Below are 16,703 nucleotides of genomic sequence, written 5' to 3'. Positions count from 1 at the left end.
GGGCGACTCCTTCGTCGGCTCAGGGCTCGAATGTGTTCACCATGGCATAGGCGGCGCGCTCGAGGTAGTCCCACAGCGCGTGCTCGGCCAACGGGGGCAGGCCGAGGCCGTCGACCGCGGCGCGCATGTGCGCGAGCCACCGGTCCCGGGCATCGGGGTTCACGTGGAACGGCGCGTGCCGCATCCGCAGCCGCGGGTGTCCGCGCTGCTCGCTGTAGGTGGTCGGCCCGCCCCAGTACTGCTCGAGGAACAGCGTCAGGCGTTCCTTCGCCGGGCCGAGATCCGCCTCCGGGTACATCGGGCGCAGCACCTCGTCCTCGGCGACGCCGGCGTAGAACAGGTCCACGAGCCGGACGAAGACGTCGTGGCCGCCGACCTGGTCGTAGAAGCTCGACGGGGCGTCCGTCACGTCTCCGCCTCCGGGTCCTCGGTCTTCGCCTTCGAGGTGCGCTTGGGCTTCCACACCGGCTTCTCGTCGATGGCGGTCGCGACCGGTGTCGGCCGGGTCCGCGGCGGCCTCGCGCCCCGGACGCTCATCGCGCCCTCCATGCCGGTGAGCGTGATCGAGTTCAGCTGCGGCAGCTCGACCCCCAGGTCGTCGATCGCGAGCTTCAGCCGCATCCGCAGCTCGCGGGCGACGTCGTCCTTCGCGTTGGAGCGGGTCTTCACGACCAGGCGGATGACGAGGGCGTCGCCGGAGATGGACTCGAGCCCCCAGATCTCCGGCTGCTCGATGATCCGCGTGCGCCACTTGGCGTCCTTGGCCAGACCCTTGGCGGCCGCCAGCATCGCCTTCTCGACGGCGGGCACGTCGGCATCCACCGGCACGGCGAGGTCGATGATGACGCGCGACCAGCCCTGCGACATGTTGCCGATGCGGGTGATCTCGCCGTTGCGCACGTACCACAGCGTGCCGTTGACGTCGCGCACGTGCGTGACGCGCACGCTGACGTACTCGACGACCCCGGTGGCCAGGCCCAGGTCGACGACGTCGCCGATCCCGACCTGGTCCTCGGCGACGATGAAGATGCCGTTGAGCACGTCCTTGACGATGTTCTGCGCGCCGAAGCCGAGGCCGGCGCCGACTGCGGCGGTCAGCAGCGTCAGCGAGCCGAGCGCGTCGGGGGCGAGGATGTTCACGATCGTGATGAGCACGATGACCACGATCGTGATGTTCAGGATGTTGGTCAGGATCGATCCGAGCGTGCGGGTGCGCTGCACCAGCCGCACCGCCGCCAGCGGCGAGCGGTCCAGCGCCTGCGTGTCGTCGACGCGGGCCTTGTTCTTCGCGCCGTTGACGATGCGGTTCACGAGCCGGTGGATGATGCCGCGCATGACCCATGCCGCGAGCAGCCCGAGCGCGATCGCGATCACGACGCCGATCGCGTTCCAGCCCACGGTGGACAGCGCGGAGAGCACCGACGTCCAGAACGTGTCGTCGGTGTCGGCGGATACGAGGATGATCGGCTGCATCGCTGCGTCAGTCCTCCGCGTCGCGCTCCTGCACCTCGAGGGCGCGCTCGGTGCCGGCGAGGTTCTCGGCGACCAGGCGACGCAGCGCGGGCGGGGCGTCGTCGTGCTCGTCGAGCCAGGTGCGGGCCGCATCGCGCAGGGCGACATTCGCGAGGGCGGCGGGGTAGAGGCCGACGATGAGATAGCTCGCGATCTGGTATGTGCGATCACGCCAGATCGGCAGCACGGCGTCGAAATACCGCGGCACGAACTCCTCGAGCAGCTCCCGGCCCGCGGGGTGGCCGAACCCGGCGGCGGCGGCGCGCAGCACCGTGTTCGGCAGCTCGTCGCGATCGACCAGCTGCGACCACGCCTCGCGCTTGGCCTCGGCGGTCGGCAGCGCCGCCCGGGCCTGAGCGGCGAACTCGGCGCCCTTGGCGGTGTTGTCGGCGGCGAGCGCGGCGTCGATGTCGGCCGCGGCGACCAGGCCCCCGGCCGCGACCGACACCAGCAGCGTCCACGACAGGTCGGCGTCGATCTCGAGGCCGGGCAGTGAGATCGCGCCGTCGCGCAGCGCCCGCACGGTCTCGAACTGGGTGTGCGTGGCCGCGGCGCCCGCGAAGGCGGTGACGAACTGCAGCTGGCTGTCGCTGCCGGCCGCGGCCTGCTGCGCCAGCTCCCACAGGCCGTCGGCGACCTTCGTACGGGCGGCGTCGCGCACAGGCGGCGCGACGTACGAGTTCGCGGTCAGCTGCAGCTGCGCGAGGGTCGTGCGCACGGTGGTCGACTCCGTCTCGGAGCCGATGTTCTGCAGCACCAGGTCGATGTAGTCGGATGCGGCGGCCTCGGCGTCCCGGGTCTGATCCCAGGCGGCGCCCCACACGAGCGACCGCGCCAGGGGGTCGCTGATCTTGCCGAGATGCGCGACCGCGGCAGCCAGCGACCGCTCGTCGAGGCGGATCTTCGCGTACGCGAGGTCCTCGTCGTTCAGGAGCACGAGGTCGGGCCGCCGGTGGCCGACGAGCTCGGCGACGTCGGTGCGGTCGCCGTCCACGTCCAGTTCCGCGTGGTGGACGCGCACCAGCTCGTCCCCGCGCAGCTCGTAGAAGCCGACGCCGAGCCGGTGCGGGCGGATCGTCGGATAGTCGGCGGGCGCGGTCTGGATGATCGAGAACCTCGTGATCGTGCCGTCGGCGGCATCCTCGACCGACGGCGTGAGGGTGTTCACCCCCGCCGTCTCGAGCCACTTCTTCGACCAGCCGGACAGGTCGCGGCCGCTGGTGGCCTCGAGCTCCACGAGCAGGTCGCGCAGCTCGGTGTTGCCCCACTGGTGCTTCCGGAAGTACGCGCCCACGCCGGCGAAGAACTCGTCGATCCCGACCCAGGCGGCGAGCTGCTTGAGCACCGACCCGCCCTTGGCATAGGTGATGCCGTCGAAGTTGACCTGCACGTCCTCCAGGTCCGCGATCGTCGCGACGACGGGGTGCGTCGAAGGCAGCTGGTCCTGCCGGTACGCCCAGGTCTTCTCCATGGCGTTGAAGGTCGTCCATGCCTCGGTCCACTCGGTGGCCTCGGCGGTGGCGATCGTGGACGCCCACTCGGCGAACGACTCGTTCAGCCATAGGTCGTTCCACCACTTCATGGTCACGAGGTCGCCGAACCACATGTGGGCCAGCTCGTGCAGGATCGTGACCACACGCCGCTCCTTGACGGCATCGGTCACCTTGGAGCGGAAGACGTAGGTCTCGGTGAAGGTCACGGCCCCGGCGTTCTCCATGGCGCCGGCGTTGAACTCCGGCACGAAGAGCTGGTCGTACTTCGCGAACGGGTAGGGGACGCCGAACCTCTCCTCGTAGTAGGCGAAGCCCTGCCGGGTCTTCTCGAAGACGTAGTCCGCGTCGAGGTGCTGCCACAGGCTCTTGCGCGCGTAGACGCCCAGCGGGACCACACGCCCCGAGGCGCTCGTGAGCTCGGAGGACGTCGCCTCGTAGGGGCCGGCGATGAGCGCGGTGATGTACGAGGAGATGCGCGGGGTGGGCTCGAAGGCCCAGGTCGCCGTGCCGTCGCCGGCGGCGACGGGCTCCGGGGTGGGGGAGTTCGAGACGACCTTCCAGTCGGCCGGGGCGGTGACGGTGAACTGGAACGTCGCCTTCAGATCGGGCTGCTCGAACACCGTGTAGACCCGGCGCGAGTCCGGCACCTCGAACTGCGAGTACAGGTACACCGCCCCGTCGACCGGGTCGACGAAGCGGTGCAGGCCCTCGCCCGTGTTCGTGTACCGGCAGTCGGCGTCGACGGTCAGCACGTTCTCCGCCTCGAGGCCGTCGAGCGCGATGCGGCTGTCGGCGAAGGATGCCGCCGGATCGAGCGCCTGCCCGTTGAGGGTGATCCCGTGCACCTCGGCGGCGATCAGGTCGATGAACGTCGACGCTCCCGGGGTCGCGGCGAAGCGCACCGTCGTGACGGAGCCGAACACCTCCGGTCCGCGGGTGAGGTCGAGGGCGATCTCGTACGCGTGCGTGTCGACGACGGCGCGGCGCTCCTGCGCCTCGATGCGGGTGAGGTTCTCTCCGGGCACGGTGTCACTCCCAGGGGTGTCGGGGGTCTCGGGGCCGCCGCAGGCCGGTCGCGGCGCGCTTCGTCCAGCCTATGCGGTGACGCCTATGCGGACCGTATGGATCCCGCTCAGCTGCTCGCCGCGATGCTGCCGGGCCCGTGGCCGCCTTTGACGGCGCTGTGCCGGCGCAAAAGACAGGACATTCGCCGCTGTGCGGGCTGCGAGGAGGCATCCGGCGGCGCGTCGCGCCCGGCGTCCTGTTTTTCGCGCCGGACTTTTGCGCCGACCCGAGACGGAGGACCGGCGCCGGTGGCGGCTGCCGGCACTTCGCGCGATGCGAGGATGGAGGGGTGAGCTCCTCTGACGTCGCCGCCTCCCTCCCCGCCGTCTCCGATCGGGCCGTGCTGTTCGCGTCGCCGGCGGCGGCCGGCGGTCGCCCGCACATCGAGGAGCCTGTCGCTTACGATGCGATCCTCCTCGCCGGCTTCGGGGGTCCCGAGGGGCAGGAGGACGTCATCCCGTTCCTGCGCAATGTGACGCGAGGACGCGGCATCCCGGACGAACGCCTGGAGGAGGTGGCGCACCACTACCGGCACTTCGGCGGCGTCAGCCCCATCAACGCGCAGAACCGTGCGCTGAAGGCCGCGCTCGAGGCCGAGCTCGACCGGCGCGGCGTGACGCTGCCGGTGTACTGGGGCAACCGGAACTGGGCGCCCTACCTGGCCGACGCGGTCGGCGACGCCGCCGCGGCCGGCGCGACGAGCCTGCTGGCGCTCGCGACCAGCGCCTACAGCTCCTACTCGAGCTGCCGGCAGTACCGGGAGGACTTCGCCCGGGTGCTCGACGAGACCGGGCTCGGCGGGGCCGTCACGATCGACAAGGTCCGCCAGTTCTTCGACCATCCCTCGTTCGTCGACGTGTTCGTGGCGGGCGTCGGCGACGCGCTGAGCGGGCTGATCGCCGAGGGGATCGCCCCCGGCCGCATCCGCGTGCTGTTCTCGACCCACAGCATCCCTCTCGGGGACGCGCAGCGCTCCGGTCCGCGCGACGTCGGCTTCGGCCCGGGAGGCGCGTATCAGGCGCAGCACGAGGCGGTCGCCGCCGCCGTCATGGCGCAGGTGGCGGCGCGGTCGCCGGCGGCGGCCGGCGCGAGATGGGAGCTCGTGTTCCAGTCGCGATCGGGCCCCGCGACCCAGCCCTGGCTCGAGCCCGACGTGTGCGACGTCATCGCCGGGCTGCCCGCGCAGCGGGTGGAGGCGGTCGTGATCGTGCCCCTGGGCTTCGTGAGCGACCACATGGAGGTGCTCTGGGACCTCGACACCGAGGCGATGGACGCGGCGGCCGAGGCGGGGCTGCGTGCCGTGCGCACGCCGACCCCGGGCGCCGACCCGGGCTATGTCGCGGGCCTCGTCGACCTGATCGAGGAGCGGCTGCACGGCACGCCGGCATCCGATCGGCCGCACGTCACCACGCTGGGGCCCTGGTTCGACGTGTGCCGCGCGGGGTGCTGCGAGAACGCGCGGCTGGGATTCCGCCCCGCCGTCGCGGGTCTCGCCCCGTAGCGTCGGGGTGGAAGGATGAGTGCATGCGCATCCACATCGCCACCGACCACGCCGGTCTCGATTTCTCCACCCGGCTGCAACAGCACTTGAGCGCGCAGGGGCACGAGGTCGTCGACCACGGGCCGCTCACCTACGATCCGGTCGACGACTACCCGGCGTTCTGCATCCGCGCCGCCCAGGCCGTGGTGCGCGACCAGGCCGACGGCGTCGACACCCTCGGCGTCGTGTTCGGCGGCTCCGGCAACGGCGAGCAGATCTCGGCGAACAAGGTCGAGGGCGTGCGCGCCGCGCTGGTGTGGAACATCTCGACGGCGGAGCTGGCCCGTCAGCACAACGACGCGAACGTGATCGCGATCGGGGCGCGGCAGCACACCTTCGAGGAGGCGGCCTCGTTCATCGATCGCTTCATCGCCACCCCGTTCTCGTTCGAGGAGCGTCATGAGCGCCGCATCGCGCAGATCGCGGACTTCGAACGCGACGGCTCGCTGCTGCCCGACCCGAGGGCGGCCGCCGCGCAGGCCGATGTGCTCGCCGACGACTCCAGCAGCTTCGACCCGGAAGCGGGCTGATGCCGGAGGGGCATTCCGTCCACCGCATCGCGCGGCAGTTCGACCGCAACTTCGTCGGCCGGGCGGTGGCGGCGTCCAGTCCGCAGGGCCGGTTCGCCGAGGGAGCCGCGCTGCTGGACGGACGTGAGGCGACGACGGCGAAGGCCGTCGGCAAGCAGATGTTCCTCGGCTTCGACTCCGACCTCTGGCTGCGCGTGCACCTCGGGCTGTACGGCGCGTGGGACTTCGCCGGCGAGATCCAGGCGGATCCGACGATCGCCTCCGCGGGCGGCCGCATGGGGCAGACGAACCAGCGCGGCACGATCCTGCCGGACGAGGCCGTGATGGACGCCGCGGGCGAGAACTCGCTGACCTCGATCGGCGCACCCCGCCGCGCCCGCGTGCACGTGCGCATGAGCGAGCAGACGACGGGCCTGGCCGAGGAGGGCCCGGAATGGCCGCCGCCGGTGGTGGGCCAGGTGCGACTGCGGCTGCTCACCGACGCCACCTGCGCCGACCTGCGCGGCCCGACCGCCTGCCAGCTGCAGACCCCCGACGAGATGCTCGCGACCATCGCGAAGCTCGGGCCCGACCCGCTGGTGGACGACCCGGCCGCGGGGGAGGAGCGGTTCGTCGCCGCGGTGCGCAAGAAGGCCACGCCGATCGGCCTGCTGCTCATGGACCAGAACGTCGTCAGCGGCATCGGCAACGTCTACCGGGCGGAGCTGCTGTTCCGCGCCCGGCTGAACCCCCACACGCCCGGCCGCGAGGTGCCGGAGGAGCTCGTGCGCGAGCTCTGGCGGGATTGGACGCGCCTGCTGCGCATCGGGGTCGAGACCGGTCAGATGATGACGATGGACGACCTCACCCCGGCCCAGTGGCGAGCCGCGATGGCTCACCGCGACGACCGGCACTGGGTGTATCACCGCGCCGGCCTGCCGTGCCGGGTGTGCGGCACCCACGTCGCGCTCGAGGACATGGCCTCCCGCAAGCTGTACTGGTGCCCGCGCTGTCAGGCGTGAGAGCGCACCCGGACGCGGGACGCGCGCCGGCGGTCAGGCGGCGACGTGCGCGAACAGGAACCAGCGGTCCTTGTCGAGCCCGCGCTTGATCTCGATCGCGACATCCTGGCTCGACTGGTCGATCTCGTCCAGCTCGTCGACCGCGGCCTGGACGTCCACCAGCACGGCGTCGATGTCGGCGATCAGCGCGCGGATCACCACGTCGGAGGGGGCGAAGCCGGCGGGAACCTCCGTGACGCCGACCTTGGCCGCCACGGTCTGCACGCGGGCGTCGATCGGGAGGCCGAGGGCGACGATGCGCTCCGCCGCGGTGTCGGCCCATTCCTGAGCGTGCTCGACCACGGAGTCGAAGAGCTCGTGGACGCCGATGAAATTGGCGCCGCGCACGTGCCAGTGCGCCTGCTTGCCGTTGACGGCGAGGGCCTGCAGACCCAGCACGACGGGGGAGAGGAACTGCGCCGTTCCCGCCGCCACGTTGGGGTCGACAGCTGCCGCCGGGATGGTCTGGGTGTTCGTCATGTTCGTGCCTCCGTCTCGCGCAGAATGCGCCTGCTTGAGATCAACGGTAGCCATCCGCCCACATTCCGCAAGCAAGTTGAGGCTGTGCTTATCAAGGGTTTTCCGGGCTCGTGGGACCGCTCCGCCGCGTCGCACCAGCGCACCCGCGGCAGGTCGGGATAGCGTCGTCAGGTGGCCTCGCCGGAACGTCCCCCGCAGGAGCTCGACACCCCGTCGGCTCCGGTGCGCCGTGAACCGCGCGGCGCCTCGCCCGAGCACGCGGAGCCGTCGCACTTCATCCCGCACGTGCAGGGTCTGCGCGCGATCGCGGTGCTGCTGGTCGTGCTCTACCACTTCTGGCCGGCCCGGCTTCCCGGCGGCTACGTCGGCGTCGACGTCTTCTTCGTCATCTCCGGGTTCCTCATCACCGGGCACCTGCTGCGCGAGCTGACCGCGACCGGCGGCATCGCGCTCGCGCAGTTCTGGGCCCGGCGCGCCCGACGGCTGCTGCCGGCATCCCTGCTGGTGCTGGTGTTCTGCGCGCTCTGCGTCTCGTCGGCGTACCTGTTCCCGCTGTCCGGCCTGCAGCGCGAGATCGACGAGATCGTCGCCTCCACCTTCTACGTCGAGAACTGGTTCCTCGCGTTCACCTCGGCCGACTACCTCGCGCACTCCTCCTCCACCACGGTGCAGCACTACTGGTCGCTGTCGCTCGAGGAGCAGTTCTACGTCATGTGGCCGCTGCTGATCCTGGTGGCGGCGTGGCTGGCGGTGAAGTGGTTCCGGGGGCGTCGACGTGCGTGGATCCTCATGGTCCTGAGCGCGGTCAGCATCGCCTCGCTCATCTTCTGCATCCTGTTCACCGCGACGAACCCCGCCCCCGCCTACTTCGTGACGTTCGGACGGATGTGGGAGTTCGGCCTGGGTGCGATGCTCGCGCTCGTGCCGGCGCTGCGCATCCGCAACGCGATCGGCGGCTTCGTGCTCGGCTGGGCGGGCGTGATCGCCCTCGTCTACACCGCATTCCGCTTCGACGGCACGACCGTGTTCCCCGGCTACGCCGCGCTGCTGCCGGCTTTGGGTGCGGCGGCCGTCATCGCGGCGTCGAACTCGGGACGCTGGTGGCAGCCGACGCGGGTGCTGGCGCTGCGCCCGGCCCGCTTCGTCGGCGACATCTCGTACTCGCTGTACCTGTGGCACTGGCCGCTCATCGTCATCGCGCCCTCCGTGCCGTTCTGGGGACTGACCATCTACCACCGCGTCGCGCTGCTCGGCATCTGCTTCGTGCTCGCATGGCTCACCAAGCGATTCGTGGAGGATCCGGTGCGGCGCTGGAAGCCGCTGCTGCGGCGCCGGCCGCGGGTGACGCTGTGGGCGTCGCTCGGGGCGATGGTGCTGGTCGGCGCCGTGGCGCTGGGCGGCTGGGCCGTCAACGCGTCGGCGTACCAGGAGGGCGTCGCGCAGGTGGCCGAGACGCGGGCGAACCCGCCCGCCTGCTTCGGTGCGGCATCCGTGCTCGACCCGTCCTGCGCGGGGACCGACTTCGGCGACACGATCCTGCCCTCGCCCGGGTTCGCGGGGGCCGACGGCCCGGACGAGGACCAGTGCTTCGTGCAGCTCACCGACTCCCGGCCGACGTCGTGCACCTTCGGCTCCGACGACCCGGACGCGCCCGTCGTCGCGCTCGTCGGCGACAGCCACGCCTACCAGCTGCTGTCGACGTTCGAGGAGATCGCCGACGAGAACGGCTGGCGGCTCGTCACCTACTTCAAGGGCGCGTGCCCCTGGAACACGACGCCGCTGTCCACGCCCGGCGCGTTCGGCCAGGCCTGCTCCGACTGGCGGGCGCAGGTGATCCAGGCGCTGGACGAGGATCCGCCCGACGTCGTGTTCACCGCGGCGCTGGCCTCCACGCCGTACTCGGCGGACGGCTACGACTCCGCGCACGACGCTGCCGTGGCCGGCTACCAGGACGCATGGAGCGCGATGACCGCGATCGGGGTCCCGGTCGTGACCGTCGTGGACAACCCGGCGTACGAGACCGACCCGAACAAGTGCCTGCGGACACGCGACGCGTCGTCGTGCACGGTGGCGCGGGCGGACGCCCTCGCCACGGACGACCCGCTGCGGGATGCCGCGACCGGCATGGCCGACGTCACCCTGCTCGACTTCACCGACGTCTACTGCGACGACACCACCTGCTTCCCGGTCGTCGGCGGGGCGAACCTGTACCGCGATCAGGACCATCTCACGGTGACGTTCCTCAACACCCTGGAGCCCCAGTACACCGCCGCGATCTCCGCGGCCCTCGCCTCACGCGGATAGGCTCGGCCCATGACCGTCGCCGCCTCCGCATCCGTGCTCCGCCTCGAGGACGCCGTCCCCGCACTGGCCGACACGGCCTTCGTCGCCGACGGCGCGCGCGTGCTCGGCGCGGTGACGCTCGGCGACCGGGCGAGCGTCTGGTACAACGCGGTCCTGCGCGCGGACAGCGCTCCGATCACGATCGGGGCGCGCAGCAACCTGCAGGACAACGTCTCGGTGCACGTCGACCGCGGCGCTCCGGTGCTGCTCGGCGAGGACGTCTCGGTCGGCCACAACGCGGTCGTGCACGGCTGCACGATCGGCGACGGCGCGCTGATCGGCATGGGCAGCGTGGTGCTCAGCGGCGCGGTCATCGGGGCGGGTTCGCTCGTGGCGGCCGGCGCGGTCGTGCTCGAGGGGACGGTCGTCCCCGAGGGCTCCCTGGTGGCGGGAGTCCCGGCCAAGGTGCGGCGCCCGCTCACCGACGAGGAGCGCGAGGGCCTGATCCGCAATGCGGCGGCGTACCTGGGCCACATCGACGAGCACACGGAGGCCACGGAGGGGATGACGGGAATCGAACCCGCGTAATCAGTTTGGAAGACTGAGGCTCTACCATTGAGCTACATCCCCGAGGCTGCGACGGACGCAGCATCCGACAGTCTATAGCGACCTCTGGGCGCCGCCTGACAGGACGCGGGATCAGACGGCGCAGGTCGGCTAGACTTCTGTGGGCCGTTGTCGGCGCACGTGCGCGTGCAGCCCGCCCGGGGCGTAGCTCAGCTTGGTAGAGCGCCCGCTTTGGGAGCGGGAGGCCGCAGGTTCAAATCCTGTCGCCCCGACGAACGACCCCCGACATCACAACCCCCGCGGCCGCCGCGTGCCGCCGTGGGAAAACGAGGAGAACGACAGGCATGGTCACCAGCACCGTCGAGCAGCTCAGCCCCACCCGGGTCAAGCTCCACATCACGGTCTCGCCCGAGGATCTGAAGCACAGCATCCAGCACGCCTACGAGCACATCGCTCAGGACGTGCAGATCCCCGGCTTCCGCAAGGGCAAGGTGCCCGCGCCCATCATCGACCAGCGCATCGGCCGTGGCGTCGTGCTCGAGCATGCCGTCAACGAGGGCCTCGACGGCTTCTACCGTCAGGCGATCGAGGCGAACGAGGTGCGCGCCATCGGCCGCCCCGAGGCGGAGATCGTCGAGCTGCCCGAGCTGAAGGACTTCTCCGGCGACCTGAAGGTGACCGTCGAGGTCGACGTGCGCCCCGAGTTCGAGCTGCCCGCCTACGAGGGCATCACCATCACGGTGGATGCCGTCGAGACCGACGACGCCGCCATCGACGCCGAGCTCGACCGCCTGCGTGCCCGCTTCGGCACCCTGATCACCGTCGACCGTCCCGCCACGGCCGGCGACTTCGTCGAGCTGGACCTGGTCGCCACGATCGACGGCGCCGAGATCGACCGCGCCGACGGCGTCTCGTACGAGGTCGGCTCGGGCGAGCTGCTCGACGGCATCGACGAGGCCATCGACTCGCTCACCGCCGGCGAGGACACCACCTTCCGCTCCACGCTCGTCGGCGGCGACCACGCCGGCGAGGAGGCCGAGGTCGCGGTCAGCGTCAAGGCCGTCAAGGAGCGCGAGCTGCCGGACGCCGACGACGACTTCGCCCAGATGGCCAGCGAGTTCGACACCGTCGACGAGCTGCGGGCGTCGCTCGCCGAGCGGGTCGCGCAGCAGTCGACCTTCACGCAGGGCGCCGCCGCCCGCGACAAGCTCGTCGAGCAGCTCGTCGAGCAGGCCGACATCCCCGTCCCGGCCGGCGTCGTCGAGGCCGAGGTGCACGCCCACCTCGAGGGCGAGGGACGCCTCGAGGACGACGAGCACCGCGCCGAGGTCACCGCCGCCAGCGAGAAGCAGTTCCGCACCCAGCTCGTGCTCGACAAGCTCGCCGAGCAGACGGGCGTGCAGGTCTCGCAGGAGGAGCTGACCCAGTACCTCATCCAGTCCGCCGCGCAGTACGGCATGGCTCCGCAGGAGTTCGTCGAGGCCCTGCAGCAGGCGAACCAGCTGCCCTCCCTCGTCGGCGAGGTCGGCCGCAACAAGGCCCTCGCGATCGCGCTGGGCCGCGTGAACGTCGTCGACACCGACGGCAAGAGCGTCGACCTCGCAGGCTTCGTCGCCCTCGAGGACGAGCCCGCCGCCGAGGCCGACGTGGTCGAGGAGGCCGAGGAGATCACCGAGGCCGCCGCGGAGGAGCCGGTCGCGGCGGCCACGCCCGCGAAGAAGGTCCCCGCCAAGAAGCCGGCGGCGAAGAGGACCACCAAGAAGGCCGACGCCGAGTAAGCGCGACGCGGTCGAATGAGGGGCGGATGCCGACGGCATCCGCCCCTCATTCCGTCTGCGGTATGCCGACGGCGAACACGGGCGAGGCGTCTGGAGCACGCCGGTAGATTCGATCCCACGATCACCGGAACGGGAGTGAACATGGCCGAACCCCTTGTCGCGACGAGTGTCTTCGACAGGCTGCTGAAGGACCGCATCATCTGGCTGGGGTCCGAGGTGCGCGACGACAACGCCAACGAGATCTGCGCGAAGATCCTGCTGCTGGCGGCGGAGGACTCCGAGAAGGACATCTACCTCTACGTCAACTCCCCGGGCGGCTCGATCACGGCCGGCATGGCGATCTACGACACCATGCAGTTCGTCCCGAACGACATCGTCACCGTCGGCATCGGCATGGCGGCGTCCATGGGCCAGCTGCTGCTGACCGCCGGCACCAAGGGCAAGCGCTACATCACCCCGAACGCACGCGTTCTGCTGCACCAGCCGCACGGCGGCTTCGGCGGCACCGCGAGCGACATCCAGACCCAGGCGCAGCTGATCGTCTCCATGAAGAACCGCCTCGCCGAGATCACCGCGGCCCAGACCGGGAAGTCCGTCGAGCAGATCAACGCCGACGGCGACCGCGACCGCTGGTTCACCGCCGAGGAGGCGCTCGAGTACGGCTTCGTGGACCACATCCGCGAGTCCGCGACCGACGTCATCGGCGGCGGCGGGACCGAGAACTAGGCGACACAGGCTGCAGAAGAGAGAGAACCCGATGAACACCCCCAGCTTCGGCATCCCCCAGGGCCTGCAGATGCCGTCCAGCCGTTACGTGCTGCCGCAGTTCGAGGAGCGCACCGCCTACGGCTACAAGCGCCAGGATCCGTACAACAAGCTGTTCGAGGATCGCGTGATCTTCCTCGGCGTGCAGGTGGACGACGCCTCGGCCGACGACGTGATGGCGCAGCTCCTGGTGCTCGAGTCCCAGGATCCCGACCGCGACATCATCATGTACATCAACTCGCCCGGCGGCTCCTTCACCGCCATGACCGCGATCTACGACACGATGCAGTACGTCTCGCCGCAGATCCAGACGGTCGTGCTCGGCCAGGCGGCCTCCGCGGCCTCCGTGCTGCTGGCCGCCGGCGCGCCCGGCAAGCGGCTCGCGCTGCCCAACGCCCGCATCCTCATGCATCAGCCGGCGATGGGCGAGTCCGGGCACGGCCAGGCCTCCGACATCGAGATCCAGGCGACCGAGATCCTGCGCATGCGCACGTGGCTCGAGGAGACGATGGCCAAGCACACCGGGCAGGACGTCGCGAAGGTCAACAAGGACATCGACCGCGACAAGATCCTGTCGGCCGCCGAGGCGCAGGAGTACGGCATCGTCGACCAGGTGCTCACGACGCGCAAGCGGACGCCGGCGGCGCTCACGAGCTGACCGGTCGGAAGGCCCCGGCATCGCGCCGGGGCCTTCGTCAGATGACCACGCATCACGCAATACCCGCACGCGTCGTCGGCAGCGATTAGGCTCGACGCAGCGGGACGACCGCGGAGGAAGGGGGCACCATGGCTCGCATCGGAGAGAGCGCCGATCTGTTCAAGTGCTCGTTCTGTGGGAAGAGTCAGAAGCAGGTGCAGCAGCTCATCGCCGGCCCCGGCGTGTACATCTGCGACGAGTGCGTCGAGCTGTGCAACGAGATCATCGAAGAGCGGATGGCGGAGCAGGGCGACGGCGTCGCCGCCGAGTTCGACCTCCCCAAGCCGCGCGAGATCTTCACCTTCCTCGAGGAGTACGTGGTCGGCCAGGACTCCGCCAAGCGGGCCCTCGCGGTCGCCGTCTACAACCACTACAAGCGCGTGCGCGCGCAGTCGACGATCACCTCGGCCGAGCAGCGCGCGGAAGAGGTCGAGATCGCCAAGAGCAACATCCTCATGCTCGGCCCGACCGGCTGCGGCAAGACGTACCTCGCGCAGACCCTCGCGAAGCGGCTCAACGTGCCGTTCGCGGTCGCCGACGCCACGGCCCTCACCGAGGCCGGCTACGTCGGCGAGGACGTCGAGAACATCCTGCTCAAGCTCCTGCAGGCCGCCGACTTCGACACGAAGCGGGCCGAGACCGGCATCATCTACATCGACGAGGTCGACAAGATCGCCCGCAAGGCCGAGAACCCGTCGATCACCCGCGACGTGTCCGGCGAGGGCGTGCAGCAGGCGCTGCTGAAGATCCTCGAGGGCACCGTGGCCTCCGTGCCGCCGCAGGGCGGCCGCAAGCACCCCCACCAGGAGTTCATCCAGATCGACACGACGAACGTGCTGTTCATCGTCGCCGGTGCGTTCGCAGGCCTGGAGGACATCATCTCCTCGCGCATCGGCAAGCACGGCGTCGGCTTCGGCGCGCCGCTGCAGCGCAAGGACGACGCGCCCGACCTGTTCAGCGAGGTGCTGCCCGAGGACCTGCACAAGTTCGGCCTGATCCCCGAGTTCATCGGCCGCCTCCCCGTGGTCGCGTCGGTGTCGCCGCTGGACCGGAGCGCGCTGATGGAGATCCTCACCGAGCCGAAGAACGCGCTGATCAAGCAGTATCAGCGCATGTTCGAGCTGGACGGGGTCGAGCTCGACTTCGACGACGACGCGCTCGCGGCGATCGCCGACCTGGCCGTGGCGCGCAAGACCGGCGCGCGGGGCCTGCGGGCGATCCTCGAGGACGTGCTCGGCCCGATCATGTTCGAGATCCCCTCGAACAGCGACGTCGCCAAGGTCGTCGTCACCCGGGCAGCGGTGGAGGACGGCGCCGAGCCGACGCTCGTGCTCGCGCAGAAGCGCAAGAGCGCCTGACGCGTCGCGCTCAGGCGACGGCGTCCTCTCTCGCGTACTCCTCGGTGAGCTCCTGCTCGATGCGCCGGCCGGGCATCGAGAGCAGCACGACGAGTCCGCCGAGCACGACCGCGACCGCTCCGGCGACGAACACGAGCAGCGATCCGTGCAGGAACGACTCCTTCGCCGCGGCGATGATCTGGTCGGCGTACTGCGGGAACTGCTGCGCCGTCTCGGCGGCGGAGGAGAACGACGAGCGCAGCTGGTTCTGCACGTCGGCGCCGATGCCCGACGCGTCCGCGGAGTCGGCGATCTGCTGCGCGAAGCTGGCCGCGAACCCGGCGGCGAGGATCGTGCCGAACAGCGCCTGCATGACCGAGCCGCCGAGATCGCGCTGCAGGTCCGACGTCGCCGAGGCCATGCCGACGCGTCGGACCGGCGTGCTGCCGGTGAGCGAGCGCGACGCCGGGGTCAGGGCCAGGCCGGCACCGGAGCCGACGAGGACGAAGGTCGCGATCGCGAGGGCGTAGCCCGTGTCCTGGCTCCAGAAGAACATCGACACGAACGCGACCAGCACGAACGCGTAGCCGAGCACCATCGTGAACCGTGAGCCGCGGGCGACGACCAGTCGCGCCGACAGCTGCGCGGCGATCACCAGGAACACGGCGCAGGGCAGACCGGACAGTCCCGCGACCGCCGGACTCGCGCCGACGACGTTCTGCAGGAACTGCTGGCCGACGAAGGCGGCACCCATCAGCGAGCCGAACACGATCATGCCGCCCACCGCGGGCACCCAGAACAGTCGGCGCCGGGCGATGCGCAGGTCGTACAGCGGGCTGGTCGCCGCCCGCTGCCGCCAGAAGAACAGCACCAGGGCGACGACGGACACGACGAAGCCGAGGAGGGCGAGCACGCGGGTCGGGCGGGACGCCACGAGGCTCAGCGAGAGCACGAAGGCGCCGACCATCACCACCGACAGGACGCCGCCGAGGTGGTCCACCCTGTCGGTCGACTCGTTGACGCCCTTCGGGATGCAGACGATCACCAGCACGAGCGTGATGGCGGCCAGCGGCACGACGACGAGGAACACCGAGCCCCACCAGAAGACGCTCAGCAGGAACCCGGCGACCGCGGGCCCCAGCGACGCGGCACCGGCGCTGACCCCGGACCACAGGGCGATCGCCCTCGTGCGCCGGATGCCCGGTGCCCACAGGGCGGTGATGAGCGCCAGGGTGGTGGGGTACGACATCCCGCCGAACAGCCCGGTCAGCAGCCGTGCGGCCGCCAGGAACGCGTCGCCGGGCGCGTACGCCGACAGCAGACTCGCACCGATCGTGCCCGCCAGGCCGATGACGAGCAGCTGCTTGCGGCCGTACCTGTCGCCGACCGCGCCGAAGTACAGCACCGACATCGCCAAGCCCAGGGTGCAGCCGATCGCGATCAGATTGAGCGAGGTCTGCGATGCCGCGAAGGCGCGGCCGATGTCGGGGAGGGCGACGTTCGCGACGGCGAGGTTGATGTTGCACACGAGCGCCCCGAGGGTGAGCGCGGTCAGGGCGATCCCGGCGCGGGCGGGCGCGCCGGTCGGGGCAGCGGCAGCTGTCGTCATGGGTCCG

The 16,703-nt window shown here is 70.6% G+C and carries 14 protein-coding genes and 2 tRNA genes; 10 read left to right on the top strand and 6 right to left on the bottom strand.

The window, feature by feature from the left end:
• Nucleotides 1-19: 19 nt before the first annotated feature.
• The 3 genes from QM626_RS13105 to pepN are packed head-to-tail and all read right to left on the bottom strand — an operon-like array spanning nt 20 to nt 4,030.
• The gene (locus QM626_RS13105) at nt 20-409 is read right to left on the bottom strand and encodes a globin (RefSeq protein ID WP_415077396.1); all 390 of its coding nucleotides are present in this window, start codon (nt 407-409) and stop codon (nt 20-22) included.
• Nucleotides 406-1,473: a mechanosensitive ion channel family protein gene (locus QM626_RS13100; RefSeq protein WP_415077395.1), complete on the bottom strand. Its 1,068-nt coding sequence runs from the start codon at nt 1,471-1,473 to the stop codon at nt 406-408. The genes QM626_RS13105 and QM626_RS13100 overlap by 4 nt, the downstream gene beginning before the upstream one ends.
• A 7-nt stretch (nt 1,474-1,480) precedes the next feature.
• The gene (gene pepN, locus QM626_RS13095) at nt 1,481-4,030 is read right to left on the bottom strand and encodes an aminopeptidase N (protein WP_415077394.1); all 2,550 of its coding nucleotides are present in this window, start codon (nt 4,028-4,030) and stop codon (nt 1,481-1,483) included.
• A gap of 329 nt (nt 4,031-4,359) precedes the next feature.
• On the opposite strand from pepN, the gene QM626_RS13090 reads away from it, so the two are divergent.
• Genes QM626_RS13090 through QM626_RS13080 form a run of 3 tightly spaced genes read left to right on the top strand, consistent with a single transcriptional unit; the run spans nt 4,360 to nt 7,141 of the window.
• Nucleotides 4,360-5,571, top strand: coding sequence for a ferrochelatase (locus QM626_RS13090; RefSeq protein ID WP_415077393.1), 1,212 nt, complete (start codon nt 4,360-4,362; stop codon nt 5,569-5,571).
• Between the two features lie 23 nt (nt 5,572-5,594).
• The gene (locus QM626_RS13085; RefSeq protein ID WP_415077392.1) at nt 5,595-6,140 is read left to right on the top strand and encodes a ribose-5-phosphate isomerase; all 546 of its coding nucleotides are present in this window, start codon (nt 5,595-5,597) and stop codon (nt 6,138-6,140) included.
• On the top strand, nt 6,140-7,141 hold the full coding sequence (locus QM626_RS13080) for an Fpg/Nei family DNA glycosylase (protein WP_415077391.1): 1,002 nt from the start codon (nt 6,140-6,142) through the stop codon (nt 7,139-7,141). Before QM626_RS13085 ends, QM626_RS13080 begins: the two co-directional genes overlap by 1 nt.
• A gap of 33 nt (nt 7,142-7,174) precedes the next feature.
• Here QM626_RS13080 and QM626_RS13075 read toward each other — a convergent pair whose 3' ends face one another.
• On the bottom strand, nt 7,175-7,660 hold the full coding sequence (locus QM626_RS13075; protein ID WP_415077390.1) for a Dps family protein: 486 nt from the start codon (nt 7,658-7,660) through the stop codon (nt 7,175-7,177).
• A gap of 171 nt (nt 7,661-7,831) precedes the next feature.
• Between QM626_RS13075 and QM626_RS13070 the strand changes: the two genes are divergently transcribed.
• A complete protein-coding gene (locus QM626_RS13070) occupies nt 7,832-9,964 on the top strand; it encodes an acyltransferase family protein (RefSeq protein WP_415077389.1) in 2,133 nt (710 codons plus the stop codon).
• A gap of 9 nt (nt 9,965-9,973) precedes the next feature.
• Complete coding sequence (locus tag QM626_RS13065; RefSeq protein WP_415077388.1) at nt 9,974-10,531, top strand: gamma carbonic anhydrase family protein; 558 nt, start codon at nt 9,974-9,976, stop codon at nt 10,529-10,531.
• On the opposite strand, the gene QM626_RS13060 is transcribed toward QM626_RS13065, so the two are convergent.
• Nucleotides 10,503-10,573 (bottom strand) — tRNA-Gly (locus QM626_RS13060). The genes QM626_RS13065 and QM626_RS13060 overlap by 29 nt on opposite strands.
• Nucleotides 10,574-10,708: 135 nt before the next feature.
• On the opposite strand from QM626_RS13060, the gene QM626_RS13055 reads away from it, so the two are divergent.
• The 5 genes from QM626_RS13055 (at nt 10,709) to clpX (ending at nt 15,108) form a co-directional block, all read left to right on the top strand.
• Nucleotides 10,709-10,782, top strand: a tRNA-Pro gene (locus QM626_RS13055).
• Nucleotides 10,783-10,854: 72 nt separating this feature from the next.
• Entirely contained in the window at nt 10,855-12,288 is a 1,434-nt protein-coding gene (gene tig / locus QM626_RS13050; protein WP_415077387.1) for a trigger factor, read from the top strand.
• A gap of 141 nt (nt 12,289-12,429) precedes the next feature.
• A complete protein-coding gene (locus tag QM626_RS13045) occupies nt 12,430-13,014 on the top strand; it encodes an ATP-dependent Clp protease proteolytic subunit (protein ID WP_415077386.1) in 585 nt (194 codons plus the stop codon).
• A gap of 31 nt (nt 13,015-13,045) precedes the next feature.
• Nucleotides 13,046-13,711: an ATP-dependent Clp protease proteolytic subunit gene (locus tag QM626_RS13040; protein WP_415077385.1), complete on the top strand. Its 666-nt coding sequence runs from the start codon at nt 13,046-13,048 to the stop codon at nt 13,709-13,711.
• A 128-nt stretch (nt 13,712-13,839) separates the two neighbouring features.
• Nucleotides 13,840-15,108, top strand: coding sequence for an ATP-dependent Clp protease ATP-binding subunit ClpX (gene clpX / locus QM626_RS13035; protein WP_415077384.1), 1,269 nt, complete (start codon nt 13,840-13,842; stop codon nt 15,106-15,108).
• A 10-nt stretch (nt 15,109-15,118) separates the two neighbouring features.
• Here clpX and QM626_RS13030 read toward each other — a convergent pair whose 3' ends face one another.
• A complete protein-coding gene (locus QM626_RS13030; RefSeq protein ID WP_415077383.1) occupies nt 15,119-16,696 on the bottom strand; it encodes an MFS transporter in 1,578 nt (525 codons plus the stop codon).
• Between the last annotated feature and the right edge of the window lie 7 nt (nt 16,697-16,703).

Source organism: Microbacterium sp. (genome assembly GCF_047606385.1).
Lineage (GTDB): Bacteria > Actinomycetota > Actinomycetes > Actinomycetales > Microbacteriaceae > Microbacterium.
The sequence above is the reverse complement of the archived record's forward strand: the minus strand, read 5'-3'. Positions and strand labels throughout refer to the sequence as shown.

Bases quoted from the DNA above. Each gene is read 5' to 3' on its own strand.
- QM626_RS13100 (WP_415077395.1), bottom strand. From the start codon at position 1,473: ATGCAGCCGATCATCCTCGTATCCGCCGACACCGACGACACGTTCTGG.
- QM626_RS13085 (WP_415077392.1), top strand. From the start codon at position 5,595: ATGCGCATCCACATCGCCACCGACCACGCCGGTCTCGATTTCTCCACC.
- QM626_RS13080 (WP_415077391.1), top strand. From the start codon at position 6,140: ATGCCGGAGGGGCATTCCGTCCACCGCATCGCGCGGCAGTTCGACCGC.
- QM626_RS13075 (WP_415077390.1), bottom strand. From the start codon at position 7,660: ATGACGAACACCCAGACCATCCCGGCGGCAGCTGTCGACCCCAACGTG.
- QM626_RS13065 (WP_415077388.1), top strand. From the start codon at position 9,974: ATGACCGTCGCCGCCTCCGCATCCGTGCTCCGCCTCGAGGACGCCGTC.
- tig (WP_415077387.1), top strand. From the start codon at position 10,855: ATGGTCACCAGCACCGTCGAGCAGCTCAGCCCCACCCGGGTCAAGCTC.
- QM626_RS13045 (WP_415077386.1), top strand. From the start codon at position 12,430: ATGGCCGAACCCCTTGTCGCGACGAGTGTCTTCGACAGGCTGCTGAAG.
- QM626_RS13040 (WP_415077385.1), top strand. From the start codon at position 13,046: ATGAACACCCCCAGCTTCGGCATCCCCCAGGGCCTGCAGATGCCGTCC.
- clpX (WP_415077384.1), top strand. From the start codon at position 13,840: ATGGCTCGCATCGGAGAGAGCGCCGATCTGTTCAAGTGCTCGTTCTGT.
- QM626_RS13030 (WP_415077383.1), bottom strand. From the start codon at position 16,696: ATGACGACAGCTGCCGCTGCCCCGACCGGCGCGCCCGCCCGCGCCGGG.